This window comes from Variovorax sp. GrIS 2.14, assembly GCF_046115955.1.
Classification (GTDB): domain Bacteria; phylum Pseudomonadota; class Gammaproteobacteria; order Burkholderiales; family Burkholderiaceae_C; genus Variovorax.
This window is the reverse complement of sequence record NZ_JBJXIA010000004.1, coordinates 214,599-228,147: the sequence shown is the minus strand read 5'-3', so window position 1 is coordinate 228,147 and position 13,549 is coordinate 214,599. Positions and strand designations below refer to the sequence as shown.

The following is a 13,549-nucleotide window of genomic DNA, read 5'->3' as shown; positions in this document are numbered from 1 at the left end:
CAGTGAGGCAAGGTCTGTTCATCATGGCGGGCAACTTCGCGACACCCCATTGAATATTCCAACGACCGCCGAACCCCTAGTGCGCTTCCAGCGCGTCCAGAAGACCTACGACGGCGAGCATCTCGTGGTGCGCCAGCTCGACCTGGACATCCATCGCGGCGAGTTTCTGAGCCTGCTCGGCCCGTCGGGCTCTGGCAAGACGACCACGCTGATGATGCTGGCGGGCTTCGAGTCGCCGACCTCGGGCGACATCCTGCTCGATGGCCGGCAGATCACCGGCACGCCGCCGCACAAGCGGCACTTCGGCATGGTGTTCCAGAACTACGCGCTGTTCCCGCACCTGACGGTCGGGCAGAACGTGGCCTACCCGCTCACGGTGCGCAAGGTGTCGAAGGACGATCAGACGACTCGGGTGAAGCGCGCGCTCGACATGGTGCAGCTCAAGGGGATGACCGATCGGCTGCCGGGCCAGCTCTCCGGCGGCCAGCAGCAACGTGTGGCGCTCGCGCGCGCGCTGGTCTTCGAGCCACAGCTTGTGCTGATGGACGAGCCGCTGGGCGCGCTCGACAAGCAGTTGCGCGAGCACATGCAACTCGAGCTGAAAGAAATCCATCGCCAGCTCGGCGTGACCTTCGTCTACGTGACGCACGACCAAGGCGAAGCGCTGACCATGAGCGACCGCGTGGCGGTGTTCAACGAGGGCGTGATCCAGCAGCTCGACACGGTCGACCGGCTGTACGAGATGCCGGCCAACCGCTTCGTGGCGGGGTTCGTCGGTGACAACACTGTGCTCAAGGGAACGCTCCAGACCGCGGGAGAGCATGCCGTCATGGCGCTGCCGAATGGCGGCCTGCTCGGTGGGTTGAACGTCGGCGGCTCGGCTACCGGCGCCGCGGTCGAGATGTGCATTCGGCCCGAGCGCGTGGTACTGCACCCCGCCGACGCAGCACCCGGTACAAACACGCTGGCGGCCGAGGTGGCGCGTGTCATCTACTACGGCGACCACCTGCGGCTGCTCTGCAACGTCGGCGCCGGGCAGACCGAAGCCACCGTCAAGCTGCCGATGTCAGGGCTCATCGGCCTGGCGCCGCCGCGGGCTGGCGACAGCGTTTCGCTCGGGTTCCCGGTCGCTCATGCGCGTATCTACGCGGTGTAGCCCTGCTGTTCTGTTCTTATTCTTATTCTTGTTCTTATTCTTATTCTTGTTTTTGCCCCGTCAACATAAAGGAAGACTCACCATGAAAAAGACTTTTCTCGCTTGTACCGTTGCCTTGGTGGCCGGCCTCGCCGCGCCGGCCTTCGCGCAGACGCAGATCACCGTCGTGAACTTCGGCGGTGCCAACGCCAACGCGCAGAAGAAGGCCTATTACGAGCCGATCGAAAAAGCGGGCATCAAGGTGGTGCCGGTCGAATACAACGGCGAGCAGGCCAAGATCAAGGCCATGGTCGAGACCAAGAAGGTTACCTGGGACGTGGTCGAGGTCGAGTCCCCCGACGTGGCGCGCGGCTGCGACGAGGGCCTGTTCGAAAAGCTCGACTATTCGAAAATCGGCAGTAAGGCCGACTTCCTGCCCTCGGCCGTCACCGACTGCGGCGTCGGCGTTTTCGTGTGGTCGACCGTGATGGCCTACAACGGCGAAAAGCTCAAGACCGCACCCACCAGCTGGGCCGATTTCTGGGACGTGAAGAAGATCCCCGGCAAGCGCGGCATGCGCAAGGGCGCACGCTACAACCTCGAGTTCGCGCTGATGGCCGATGGCGTGAAGCCGGCCGACGTCTACAAGGTGCTGGCCACCAAGGACGGCGCGGAGCGCGCCTTCAAGAAGCTGACCGAGCTCAAGCCCAACATCCAGTGGTGGGAAGCCGGTGCGCAGCCACCCCAGTTCCTGGTGGCCGGCGACGTGGTGCTGACCACTGTGTACAACGGCCGCATCGACGCGGCCAACCGCGAAGGCCGCGACCTCAAGATCTACTGGCCGGGCGGCATCTACGACCTGGACTACTGGGTCATCCCCAAGGGCGCACCCAATAAGGAAGCCTCGCTCAAGTTCATCCAGTTCGCGATGAAGCCGGAGAACCAGGCCGTCTATTCGCAGGCTATTCCGTATGGCCCGACCAACACAAAGACGCTGGCTTCGCTGGACAAGAAGGTGCTCGCAGACCTGCCGACCTCGGCGTCCAACGCCAAGGAGGCGCTGCAGTTCAACGTGTCGTTCTGGGCCGACCAGGGCGAGGCGCTGGAGAAGCGCTTCGCTTCGTGGGCGACACAGTAATCGCGCAAGCGACGCTGCCGTTTTTTAGATGACGATGAGCACGGCGGCGCTGGGCGCTGGCGTCTCCGCGGAAGCGCCACCAGGCGACCTGCGGCATGCCCTGGCGCGCGCCGAGTCACGCCGAAAATGGCGCGCCTTTGCGCTCACGCTGCCGCTGCTGATCTTCCTGCTGCTGACGCTGCTGGTGCCGATCGTGGCGCTGCTGCAGCGCGCCATCCAAAACCCTGAAGTCGCGAACGCACTGCCCCGCACGGTGCGCGCGCTCGACGGATGGGACCGCAAGGATGCGCCGACTGCCGCGGCCTATGCGGCTGTCGCAGCCGATCTGGCCCAGCTGCCCGACAGCTCCGACGCGGGCGCCCTGGCGCGCCGCCTGAATACCGAAATCGCCGGCGCCCGTTCGCTGGTGATGGGCACCTTTCGCGCACTGCCGATCGCCGGTACCCCGGACGAAGTCAAAGCTCGCCTGATCGAACTCGACCCGCGCTGGGGCGAGGCGCCGTACTGGCAGGCGATCGCCAAGAACGGCTCGCGCTGGACGGCCGACTATCTGCTCGCGTCGGTCGACCTGCGTCGCGACGCTGACGGCAGCATCGAACGCATGCCGCCCGACCAGCGCGCCTTCACCGGCATCCTTCTGCGCACTTTCAACATCAGCGCGGTGGTGACTTTCTTCTGCCTGCTGCTGGCCTACCCGCTCGCCTGGTGGCTGGCGTCGCTGCCGGCTCGCAAGGCCAACGTTCTGATGATCCTGGTGCTGGTGCCGTTCTGGACATCCATCCTGGTGCGCGTAGCGGCGTGGATCGTGCTGCTGCAGTCCGAAGGGCTGGTCAACCGCGGGCTGATCGGCATCGGCCTCATCGACAACCCGCTGCCGCTGCTCTTCAACCGCACCGGCGTGATCATTTCGATGGTGCATATCCTGTTGCCCTTCATGATCCTGCCGCTCTACAGCGTGATGAAGAGCGTGCCGCCGACCTACGTGCGCGCGGCCATCTCGCTCGGCAGTCCGCCGCTGGCCGCGTTCTTCCGGGTGTACGTGCCGCAGACCTATCCGGGCATCGGTGCCGGTGCGCTGCTGGTCTTTATCCTGGCCATCGGCTACTACGTGACGCCGGCTTTGCTGGGTGGCGCAAGCGACCAGATGCTGAGCTACTACGTCGCGCGCTATACGAACGTCGAGGTCAACTGGGGCATGGCATGCGCGCTGGGCTCGCTGTTGCTGGTCGCCACGCTGGTGCTTTATGCGGTGTATCGGCGCATCGGCAAGGCCGATCTGAGCTTGGGCTGAAACAGCCAATCCACCCGATACGCAAACGACGGCCATGTCCAAGTTCCTCGTCCTCCCGGTGTTTCCGGTGTTCCCGGCTTACGCCACCTTCGCCGACAAGCTCGGCTGGTGGGCGGTGCGCTGCTTCTGCGTGCTGGTGCTGGGCTTCCTGCTGGCGCCGATCCTGGTAGTGATCCCGCTGTCGTTCTCCGACAGTTCCTTTCTTGCGTACCCGATCCCGGCATGGTCGCTCAAGTGGTATCGCAACCTGTTCGAGTCGTCCGAATGGGGACGCGCAGCGCGCAACAGCTTTATCGTCGCACCCGCGGCAACGGTGGTCGCAACCGCACTGGGCACCCTGGCAGCAGTCGGCTTGTCGCGCACCGACTTCCGCTTCAAGGGCCTGCTGATGGCCGTGCTGATCTCGCCGATGGTGGTGCCCATCGTGGTGGTCGGCGTCGCAACGTACCTCTACTTCGCGCCGATCGGGCTGGCCGACACTTACTTCGGGCTGATCGTGGTGCATGCAGCGCTCGGTGCACCCTTCGTGCTGACGACGGTGCTGGCCACGCTGGCGAGCTTCGATCACAACCTGGTGCGAGCCTCGCTCAGCCTGGGCGAGACGCCGTTCAATACGTTCTGGCGGATCACGCTGCCGTTCATCGCGCCGGGCGTGATCTCCGGTGCGCTGTTCGCTTTCGCAACCTCGTTCGATGAAGTGGTGGTGACGCTGTTTCTTGCCGGACCCGATCAGGTCACGTTGCCGCGCCAGATGTTCACCGGTATCCGCGAGAACATCTCGCCGACCATCGCTGCAGTGGCGACGTTGCTGATCGTGTTCACAACCATTTTGCTGCTGGTGCTCGAGTGGTTGCGCGGGCGGCGCCGCTGAGAACGATGCGGGTGCCATGACCGCGCGCTGGCTGGCCGATGCCGTGTTGGTACTGCACGGCCTTTTTATCGTCTTCGTGCTGATCGGCGCGGTCGGCGTTGCGCGCTGGCCGCGGCTGGCCTGGGCGCACCTCGCGGCCGTTGCGTGGGCCGTGTACGTGGCGGCAGCAGGCCGCATCTGCCCGCTCACACCCATCGAAAACACCCTGCGCCGGGCGGCAGGAGAAGCCGGCTACGACGGCGGCTTCATCGAGCACTACCTGCTCGCCGCAATCTACCCGGATGGGCTGACGCGCGGCGTGCAGATCGGGCTCGGCATCTTCGTGCTGGCGCTCAATTTCGCACTGTATGCGCGATGGCTTGCAAGGCGCCGACGCGCTTCAGACCGGCCCTAGACTGGCCTTAGACCGACCACTTGGCCATCAGCTTTTCAGCACCCATCGAGTCGTAGTTCTCGAAGGGCTGATGGATCCACGGATTGGTCGGCAAGAACTCGACCGAATAGTCCGGTGTAAACGTCGACAACGCCTTGGTCCAGATCACTGCGCTGCGCAGCTCGGAGATCGGCGCGTAGTTGGTGCGCAGCATCTCCATGACGGCGTGCAGCGTGTGGCCCGAGTCGGCCAGGTCGTCGACCAGCAGCACGCGTCCCGCGATCTCGCCCTTCGGCGTGGTGATGAAGCGCGCAATATCGAGATGGCCTTGCACCGTGCCGGCGTCGGCGCGATACGAGCTGGTCGACATGATGGCCAGTGGCTTGTCGAAGATGCGCGACAGCACATCGCCGGGCCGCATGCCGCCGCGAGCGAGGCAAAGGATGGTGTCGAACTCCCACTCCGACTGGAAGATCTTGATCGCGAGTTTCTCGACCAGATTGTTGTACTCGTCGTAACTTACGTAGAGGTGCTTGCCGTCTTCGGTCAACATGGGAACGGTCTCCTGGGATCAGTCTGCGAGAAAAGGGTGCCGCATCATGATCGTGTGATCGCGATCCGGGCTGGTCGACACCATGTGAATCGGCACGCCGGTGACGTGTTCGATGCGCTGCAAATACAGACGCGCCGCGATTGGCAACTTGTCGTACTGCGTGACGCCGACCGTGCTTTCGCTCCAGCCTTCGAGCTTTTCGTAGATGGGCGTGCACTGTTCGATTTCGTCAGCGCCCATCGGCAGGATGTCGGTGTATTCGCCATCGAGCATGTAGCCGGTGCAAAGCAACAACTCGTCGATCCCATCGAGCACGTCGAGCTTGGTGATGCAAAGGCCTGAAAGTCCGTTGACCTGCGCCGATCGCTTGAGCAGCGCCGCGTCGAACCAGCCGCAACGACGGCTGCGGCCGGTCGTCACGCCTTTTTCTGCACCGACGGTGCTCAGGTGATAGCCCACGGTGCCGGGCGTTTCCCAGTCGAGCTCGGTCGGGAACGGGCCGCCGCCGACGCGCGTGCAATAAGCCTTCGTGATGCCGAGCACATAGTGCAGCATGCCGGGGCCAACACCCGAACCCGCCGCCGCATTGCCGGCCACGCAATTGCTCGACGTCACGTAGGGATAGGTGCCGTGGTCGACATCGAGCAGCGTGCCCTGCGCGCCTTCGAACAACAGGTTGGCGCCCGCCTTGTGTGCATCGTTGAGCTCACGCGACACGTCGGCCATCATCGGCTTCAGCAGCACGGCGTGACGCATGGCTTCTTCGAACACCATGTCGTAGTCGATGGCCGGCGCGCTGAGCACCTGGGTCAGCACATGGTTGTGCAGGTCGAGCAACACGCGCAGCTTTTGCGCGAAGCGCTCCGGATGCTTCAGGTCTTGCACGCGCAGTGCGCGGCGTGCGATCTTGTCTTCATACGCTGGGCCGATGCCGCGCCCGGTGGTGCCGATCTTCTCGCTGCCGCCCTTCTCGCGATAGGTCTCGCGAGCGATATCTAGCGCGGCATGGAACGGAAGAATCAGCGGGCAAGCCTCGCTGATGCGAAGCCGCGAACGCACCTCGACGCCGGCCTTCTCCAGCCCTTCGATTTCCTCGAAGAGCTTGGCAGCCGACAGGACGACGCCGTTGCCGATGTAGCACTTGACGCCCGGCCGCATGATGCCGCTCGGGATCAGGTGCAGGGCGGTTTTCACGCCGTTGATGACGAGCGTGTGGCCCGCGTTGTGGCCGCCCTGGAAGCGGACCACGCCCTGGGCGCTCTCGGTCAGCCAGTCGACCAGCTTGCCCTTGCCCTCATCGCCCCATTGGGTGCCGACGACGACCACATTTCTTCCGGTGGTAACGCTCATTTGAATTTCCTGAATCAGATCACTTGCACACTCCATTGGCCGGCGCGCTCGACGAGCTCGCGGTCGCAATGGAATTCTTCGATTTCGCTGCCGTGTCCTGGTAGCACGCACACCACGGTTTCCCCGGTTTGGCGCAGATCGGCGATCGCCTTGCGAAGCCCCGATGCATCGCTCCATGGCGCACGGATGGCGGCGCGCAACGGACGCGTCGGCACCACGCCGACGAGCTCACGCAGGTCGAGGCTGAAACCGACCGCCGGCCGGTTGCGCCCGAACACCGCGCCGACTTCGTCGTAGCGGCCGCCACGCACCAGGGCATCTGCTGCGCCCGGCACGTAGATGCCAAAGCGCATGCCGCTGTAATACGCATAGCCTCGCAGATCGGCCAGGTCGAAGCTCACCTCGGCGCCATCGAGCCGCGCGGCGAGTTGCCTCAGATTGGCCAGCGCCGGCAGCACGCCGGGGATGGCCCTCAATGCCTTCTCGGCTTCGTCGAGCACGCTGACATCGCCATAGAGCTGCACCAGTGCCGCAAGCCCTTCACGCGATGTCGTCGGAAATTTCTGCGTAAGCGAATTAAGCTCGCTCGCATCCTTGGCGGCCAGGGCCGCATGCACGCGACCGATGGTCGCCGCATCGACCAGCACGCCTGCCAACAGTGCACGCACGATGCGCGCGTCAGCCATGTCGACGATGGCACCTTGCGGCACGTCAGCGGCATGAAGACAGTCGAGCGCCAGCAGCAAGGTTTCGGTGTCGGCTTCGAGACCGGCATGGCCATAGATCTCGGCGCCGAACTGCAGCGGCTCGCGCGTGGCGTGCGGCCTGTCCGGCTTGGTGTGCAGCACCGGGCCGCAGTAGCACAGCCGTGCGACGCCTTCCCGGTTCAGCAGGTGGGCGTCGATGCGCGCGACTTGTGGCGTGGTGTCTGCGCGCAGCCCCATGCTTCGGCCGGAAAGCTGGTCGACGAGTTTGAAAGTCTGAAGATCGAGTGCCTCGCCGGTGCCGGACAGCAACGATTCGAGGTGCTCGAGCAACGGCGGCATTACCAACTCATAGCCGTAGCCGCGGGCGGTATCGAGCAGTTGGCGTCGAAGTTCTTCGATGTGGCGTGCCTCGGAAGGCAGTACATCGGCAATGTGATCCGGGAGGACCCAAGCGGACATGAGAAATGACGGGTGGGTTAAACCGGAATTCTAATTGCTGGGGCCGACGGCCCCGCGCTCAGATTGGCTGGGTCGAACGTTGGGCTAGCTCACCAGCCAAAGCAACACGAGCCCAAGGACGATGCTGCAAAGGCCGAAGAAGCGCAGCTGGCCATCGCGCAACTGAAGCAGTTGACTGAAGGCGCGTCGCCAGCCGCCCGGCGAGACCAGAGGCAGGATGCCTTCGATCACCAGCACCAGAGCCAGCGCGCTCCAGAATGTTTCAGCAGTCACACGGGCCCGGCATCAAGGCGGCACGTCAGCCAGCAACGCACATCAGCCGGCCATCAACGGCGCGGTGCCGCTGCAGGCGTCGTAGTCGAGCCCGAACTCTGCATCGCCCTGAAGAAGTCGGACGAAGGATCGAGCACCAGAACGTCGCTCTTCTTGTTAAAGCTCTGCTTGTACGCGTCAAGGCTGCGATAGAACTGCGCAAACTGCGGATCTTTGCCGAACGACTCGCTATAGGCCGCGGCAGCTTGTGCATCGCCCTCGCCCTTGATTTTCTGTGCATCGCGGTAAGCGTTGGCGACCGTGACCTCACGCTGGCGATCCGCATCGGCACGGATCTTTTCGCCTTCGGCAAAACCGGTCGAGCGCAATTCGTTGGCGACCCGCTTGCGCTCGGCCTCCATGCGTCGATAGACCGACTCGGTAATGGCTTCGACATAGTCGACACGTGTAATGCGCACATCGACGATGTCAACGCCCCACGGCTTCGCGCCCTTGACCACGGCGAGCACTTCGCGCTGAACGTCCGCCATCAGCGCTTCACGTCGTACCGAAATCAGGTCGCGCACAGTGCGCTTGTTGATGTTCTCTTGGAACGCGTTGCGCACCACGCGGTTGAGTTGCACTGCACCTGCGTTCTCATCGATTCCGACGTTTCGAATGTATTCCGACGCATCGCTGATGCGCCAGCGCACATACCAGTCGATAACGACGCGCTGCTTTTCAGCTGTCAGCATCGGTTCGGTTTCGAGGCTGGAGAGCATCAACAAACGCTTGTCAAGATACGAGACATTCTGGAACGGTGGCGGCAGCTTGAAGTTCAAGCCTGGCTCTTTGATGACCTGCTTGATCTGGCCGAGCGCATACACGACCCCGAACTGGCGCTGATCGACAACGAATAGCGTGGAGCTGAGCAACACGAGAACCACCAGGATGGTGGAAGCGATGAAACCGATTCTGTTCATGTTCATGCTCCGGCTCAACGCGCGTCACGGTCGCGGGAACGACCATCGCGCGCTCGAGCTTCGCCACCATTGGGAATGACCGGAATCACCGATGACTGCGGGGTAGCGGTGCCCGCCACATTTGGCGAGGCACCATCGGCGGGCGCAGGCACCGGGCTGACGCCGCTCGATGCCATGAGTTTGTCGAGAGGCAAGTAGAGCAAGTTGGAGCCCGATTTGGAGTCGACCAGAACCTTGGTCGTATTGCTGTAGATCTGCTGCATCGCGTCGGTGTACATGCGGTCACGGGTGACCTGCGGAGCCTTCTGGTATTCGGTGAGCACGGCGCCGAAGCGTCCGGCATCGCCCTGAGCCTGGGCGACGATTCGCGCCTTGTAGGCATCGGATTCTTCTTTCAGGCGCGACGCGGTACCGGTCGCACGGGGAATGACGTCGTTGGCATACGCCTGGGCCTCGTTCTTGGCACGCTCCCTCTCCTGACCAGCCTTCAGCACATCATCGAACGCCGCCTGCACTTGCTCGGGAGGACGCACGCCGCCTTGCTGCAAATTGATCGCCACCACGTCGACGCCGACCTTGTAACGGTCGAGGATGGTCTGCATCAGTATGCGCACGCGCGGCGAGATCTGGTCGCGCTCTTCGGCGAGCGCCGCGTCCATCTTCATCTTGCCGACGACTTCGCGAACGGCTGTTTCAGCAACCTGGACAACCGTGTCTGCCGGTGCCTTGCTCTCGAAAAGATATGCCTGCGCGTTGCTCAAACGGTACTGCACCGCGAACTTGATTTCGACGATGTTCTCGTCTTCGGTCAACATGGCCGACTCACGCAGCCCGGTTGAACGCACGATGCTGTCGCGCCCGACGTCGACCGAACGGATCTGCGAGGTAACGACAAGCTCGTGACGCTGGATCGGGTACGGCAACCGCCAGTTGAAGCCTGCGCCCACCGTCTCTTTGAAGCGACCGAACTGGGTAATGACGGCCTGCTGGCCTTCGTTCACGATGAAGAAGCCGGTGCCGAGCCAGATGAGCACGGCAACCGCCGCCACCAGGCCGAGGCCGACGCCCGCGTTCTTCATGTCGGGGCGGAAGCCGCCGGGGCCACCGCCACCGTTGCCGCTAGGCCGGTTCTTGTCGCCACCGCCACCACGACCGCCGCCGAAGAGACCGCCGAGCTTGCGATTGAAGTCACGCCACAACTCATCGAGGTCAGGGGGGCCCTGGTTCGGGCCCTGGCCGCGCGGCCGATTGTTGTTGCCCGAAGGCGGTGGTGGCGGTGTACTTGGCGGATCGGCATCGGGCCGATTGGCGCCCGCGCGCTCGCCATTAGACGAGGGCTCGTCACCTCGCCCCCATTTTCCGTCGTTCAGGTTAAACATTCCCTGAAACCGGCTCCACACTGGCTTTGCATTCATTCGCTTCTGTTCTCTCGTCAGTGACGGGATTGTGCCCAATCAGTTTGCAGCATCGTGCAATTCAGCGTCGGACGCTAAGGTCATGGCCGCATCGGAAACCGAACCGGAGCGCAGTGCCAACTCGGCTCGCAATGCCGGCAGACCTTCACCCGTATGCGCGCTCAGGAAAATCCTGGGAATCCGTACTCCCTCTATTTCCATCTCGTCAACCAGATGCAGCGGTTGTCGTCCAGTTTCAAGGGCGTCGATCTTGTTGAACACCACCAATTGCGGAACGCTGTCGGCACCGATCTCTTTCAGCACCGTTTGGACCTCGGCCATTTGCTCGGGGTAATGGGGATTCGACGCGTCGACGACATGCAAAAGCAGATCGGCATCGATGGCCTCCTGCAGCGTCGCCTTGAAGGCATCGACCAGCCCGTGCGGCAGATCGCGGATGAAGCCGACGGTGTCGGAGATGGAAACCTGGCGACGCGCGTCGCCCAAGTAGAGTGACCGAGTTGTCGTGTCGAGCGTGGCGAAGAGCTGGTCTGCCGCATAGGCACGCGCCTTGACCAGCGCGTTGAACAGCGACGACTTGCCAGCATTTGTATAGCCGACCAGCGAGATATTGAAAATCTCGCGGCGCTCGCGCTGACGGCGCTGGGTTCCGCGTTGCTTTTGCACCTTGGCCAGGCGTTCGCGCGTGCGCTTGATCGACTCGCTGATCATGCGACGGTCGAGCTCGATCTGCTTTTCACCGGGGCCACCACGGACACCGGCACCGCCGGTCTGGCGCTCCAGGTGAGACCAGCGACGAACCAGTCGCGTGCTCAGATATTGGAGGCGCGCAAGCTCGACCTGCAGCTTGCCTTCATGCGAGCGGGCGCGTTGAGCGAAGATTTCAAGGATGAGAAAAGTGCGGTCATACACCGCCATGTCGAGCGTTCGCTCCAGATTGCGCTGCTGCGCCGGACTCAGACTCTGGTCGAAGATGACTTCACTGGCGCGATGGATTTCGGCCAGTTCTTTGATCTCTTCGGCTTTGCCGCTGCCGATGAACAATGCGGCGTCGGGGGCTTTGCGCTTGCACACCACACGTGCAATCGGGGTCAATCCGGCTGTTTGCGCGAGAAGGCCAAGTTCTTCGAGCTCTGCGTCGAAATGCGGCAACCCGAAGTCCACGCCGACGAGAACGGCGGCGCCTTCCTGGCGGGGAATCAGATCAGACAAGCGGAGTCAAATATGGAGAAAGGCGCGGCAGGCGAACCCGCCGCGCCGTTCAAGCGGCAACGTCGTCGTTCTCGGCAGCCGAGAAATTGACGGCGCGACCCGGCACGATGGTGGAAATAGCGTGCTTATAGACCATCTGTGTCACCGTATTGCGAAGCAAAACGACGTACTGGTCGAACGACTCGATCTGGCCCTGCAGCTTGATGCCGTTGACCAGATAGATCGAAACCGGCACGTGCTCGCGACGCAGGGTGTTCAGAAAGGGGTCTTGAAGAAGCTGCCCTTTATTGCTCACGATATTCTCCGTGTTCAAGAGTTGTTGTTGGAAATGTAACCTTAACACAGGGTTTCTGCGCTGCAGCATTGGCATCCAAAACCCTCTGAAAATAACGGCACTCAACATCCGGAACTTGAGGCGCTGTAGCGAGTCATCCGCGCTCTTTGGCATGCAATCCGTTACTTGCGATCTTTGTCGGCAAATGGGTTTGTCGACGTTTTGAACTCGATGCGCATCGGTGTGCCGACCAAATCGAATTCTTTTCGAATGCGTCCTTCGAGAAAGCGCTTATACGCTTCGGTCACGTGTTCGAGCGAATTCCCGTGAATCACGATCACCGGTGGATTCATTCCGCCCTGGTGCGCGTAACGCATCTTCGGGCGGAACATTCCGGCACGTTGAGGCGACTGGAACTGCACCGCTTCGAGCAGCAAGCGTGTCAGCACGGGTGTCGACATCTTTCGGGTTGCCGATTTATGCGCCTGCGCAATCGACTGCCAGACCGGGCCCAGGCCTTGACGCTTGATCGCTGAGATGAAGTGCAGCGCCGCGAACTTCAAAAACGGCAACCGCGTTTCGATCTGCCGCTGAATCTGTTCTCGCTGGTAGCTGTCGATCGATTCCCATTTGTTGATGGCGATGACCACCGCACGACCGCTCTCCAGAATGTAGCCGGCAATATGCGCGTCCTGGTCGGTCACGCCCTGTGATGCGTCGAGCAGCAGCAGCACGACGTTGGCCGATTCGATAGCCTGCAAGGTCTTCACGACCGAGAACTTCTCTATGACCTCGAAGACTTTGCCCTTGCGGCGCAAGCCGGCCGTATCGATCAGCTCGAACTTCTGGCCGTTGCGCTCGAAGGGCACGGTGATCGCGTCGCGCGTGGTGCCCGGCAAGTCGAAAGCGACCAAGCGCTCTTCGCCCAGCCATGTGTTGATAAGCGTCGATTTGCCGACATTGGGACGCCCCGCCACGGCCAGCTTGATGGGCTTGTTCGGGTCGTCTTCGTCAGCGTCTTCTTCAGGGTCGACCAGATTCAGCGGCTCGAGTGCCAGCTCGACCAGATCGCGAATGCCCTGACCGTGCGCGGCCGAAATACCATGCACATCGCCCAGGCCCAGCTCGTAAAAGTCGACCAGCTTGGTGCCGTCCTGCATGCCTTCGGCCTTGTTGGCCACCAGCACCGTCGGCTTGCCCAGGCGCCGCAGTTCGTTCGCGATGTCATGGTCCTGCGCCGAGATGCCTTCGCGCGCGTCGACCACGAACACGACGACATCGGCCTCGGCGACGGCCTGCCGCGTCTGCTTGGCCATCTCCTTGAAGATGCCGCTGCCCGCGTCGGGTTCGAAGCCGCCGGTATCGATCACGATGAACTCGTGCTTGCCCTGGCGACCATTTCCGTAGTGGCGGTCGCGGGTCAGCCCGGCATAGTCCGCGACGATCGCGTCGCGCGTTTGCGTCAGTCGGTTGAAAAGGGTCGATTTTCCGACGTTGGGACGCCCGACCAGAGCAATGACGGGTTTCACAGTCGGG

General features: G+C 62.6%; 14 protein-coding genes. 5 read left to right on the top strand and 9 right to left on the bottom strand.

Annotated features, from left to right (window positions below; translation table 11 throughout):
• Positions 1-55 precede the first annotated feature (55 nt).
• The 5 genes from RCH10_RS09270 (at position 56) to RCH10_RS09250 (ending at position 4,829) form a co-directional block, all read left to right on the top strand.
• On the top strand, positions 56-1,156 hold the full coding sequence (locus tag RCH10_RS09270) for an ABC transporter ATP-binding protein (RefSeq protein ID WP_409052231.1): 1,101 nt from the start codon (positions 56-58) through the stop codon (positions 1,154-1,156).
• A gap of 82 nt (positions 1,157-1,238) precedes the next feature.
• On the top strand, positions 1,239-2,273 hold the full coding sequence (locus tag RCH10_RS09265) for an ABC transporter substrate-binding protein (protein ID WP_323496464.1): 1,035 nt from the start codon (positions 1,239-1,241) through the stop codon (positions 2,271-2,273).
• A 28-nt stretch (positions 2,274-2,301) separates the two neighbouring features.
• A complete protein-coding gene (locus tag RCH10_RS09260) occupies positions 2,302-3,564 on the top strand; it encodes an ABC transporter permease (RefSeq protein WP_409052126.1) in 1,263 nt (420 codons plus the stop codon).
• Positions 3,565-3,598: 34 nt separating this feature from the next.
• Positions 3,599-4,435, top strand: coding sequence for an ABC transporter permease (locus tag RCH10_RS09255; protein WP_409052125.1), 837 nt, complete (start codon positions 3,599-3,601; stop codon positions 4,433-4,435).
• Positions 4,436-4,451: 16 nt separating this feature from the next.
• Positions 4,452-4,829, top strand: coding sequence for a DUF2784 domain-containing protein (locus RCH10_RS09250; RefSeq protein ID WP_409052124.1), 378 nt, complete (start codon positions 4,452-4,454; stop codon positions 4,827-4,829).
• A gap of 7 nt (positions 4,830-4,836) precedes the next feature.
• On the opposite strand, the gene RCH10_RS09245 is transcribed toward RCH10_RS09250, so the two are convergent.
• The 9 genes from RCH10_RS09245 to der all read right to left on the bottom strand — a co-directional run bounded on the left by RCH10_RS09245 (position 4,837) and on the right by der (position 13,542).
• A complete protein-coding gene (locus tag RCH10_RS09245) occupies positions 4,837-5,361 on the bottom strand; it encodes a phosphoribosyltransferase family protein (protein ID WP_323496457.1) in 525 nt (174 codons plus the stop codon).
• Positions 5,362-5,379: 18 nt separating this feature from the next.
• Positions 5,380-6,711 (bottom strand): adenylosuccinate synthase, encoded by a 1,332-nt coding sequence (locus RCH10_RS09240; protein ID WP_187052442.1) that lies wholly within the window; start codon positions 6,709-6,711, stop codon positions 5,380-5,382.
• A 14-nt stretch (positions 6,712-6,725) separates the two neighbouring features.
• A complete protein-coding gene (locus RCH10_RS09235; RefSeq protein WP_323496456.1) occupies positions 6,726-7,877 on the bottom strand; it encodes an ATP phosphoribosyltransferase regulatory subunit in 1,152 nt (383 codons plus the stop codon).
• Positions 7,878-7,961: 84 nt separating this feature from the next.
• Entirely contained in the window at positions 7,962-8,150 is a 189-nt protein-coding gene (locus RCH10_RS09230; protein ID WP_187052444.1) for a DUF2065 domain-containing protein, read from the bottom strand.
• 53 nt (positions 8,151-8,203) lie between these two features.
• The gene (gene hflC / locus RCH10_RS09225) at positions 8,204-9,112 is read right to left on the bottom strand and encodes a protease modulator HflC (RefSeq protein WP_323496454.1); all 909 of its coding nucleotides are present in this window, start codon (positions 9,110-9,112) and stop codon (positions 8,204-8,206) included.
• 14 nt (positions 9,113-9,126) lie between these two features.
• Entirely contained in the window at positions 9,127-10,491 is a 1,365-nt protein-coding gene (hflK, locus tag RCH10_RS09220) for an FtsH protease activity modulator HflK (RefSeq protein WP_323496512.1), read from the bottom strand.
• Positions 10,492-10,566: 75 nt separating this feature from the next.
• Positions 10,567-11,739, bottom strand: a complete 1,173-nt coding sequence (hflX, locus tag RCH10_RS09215) for a GTPase HflX (RefSeq protein WP_409052123.1) — start codon at positions 11,737-11,739, stop codon at positions 10,567-10,569.
• Positions 11,740-11,788: 49 nt separating this feature from the next.
• Positions 11,789-12,034, bottom strand: coding sequence for an RNA chaperone Hfq (hfq, locus tag RCH10_RS09210; protein WP_261802415.1), 246 nt, complete (start codon positions 12,032-12,034; stop codon positions 11,789-11,791).
• Positions 12,035-12,195: 161 nt separating this feature from the next.
• Positions 12,196-13,542: a ribosome biogenesis GTPase Der gene (gene der / locus RCH10_RS09205; protein ID WP_409052122.1), complete on the bottom strand. Its 1,347-nt coding sequence runs from the start codon at positions 13,540-13,542 to the stop codon at positions 12,196-12,198.
• Positions 13,543-13,549: the final 7 nt, after the last annotated feature.

Coding starts and splice junctions, on each gene's coding strand:
- RCH10_RS09265 (WP_323496464.1), top strand. CDS start 1,239: ATGAAAAAGACTTTTCTCGCTTGTACCGTTGCCTTGGTGGCCGGCCTC.
- RCH10_RS09255 (WP_409052125.1), top strand. CDS start 3,599: ATGTCCAAGTTCCTCGTCCTCCCGGTGTTTCCGGTGTTCCCGGCTTAC.
- RCH10_RS09245 (WP_323496457.1), bottom strand. CDS start 5,361: ATGTTGACCGAAGACGGCAAGCACCTCTACGTAAGTTACGACGAGTAC.
- RCH10_RS09250 (WP_409052124.1), top strand. CDS start 4,452: ATGACCGCGCGCTGGCTGGCCGATGCCGTGTTGGTACTGCACGGCCTT.
- hflC (WP_323496454.1), bottom strand. CDS start 9,112: ATGAACAGAATCGGTTTCATCGCTTCCACCATCCTGGTGGTTCTCGTG.
- hflK (WP_323496512.1), bottom strand. CDS start 10,491: ATGTTTAACCTGAACGACGGAAAATGGGGGCGAGGTGACGAGCCCTCG.
- RCH10_RS09240 (WP_187052442.1), bottom strand. CDS start 6,711: ATGAGCGTTACCACCGGAAGAAATGTGGTCGTCGTCGGCACCCAATGG.
- RCH10_RS09235 (WP_323496456.1), bottom strand. CDS start 7,877: ATGTCCGCTTGGGTCCTCCCGGATCACATTGCCGATGTACTGCCTTCC.
- RCH10_RS09260 (WP_409052126.1), top strand. CDS start 2,302: ATGACGATGAGCACGGCGGCGCTGGGCGCTGGCGTCTCCGCGGAAGCG.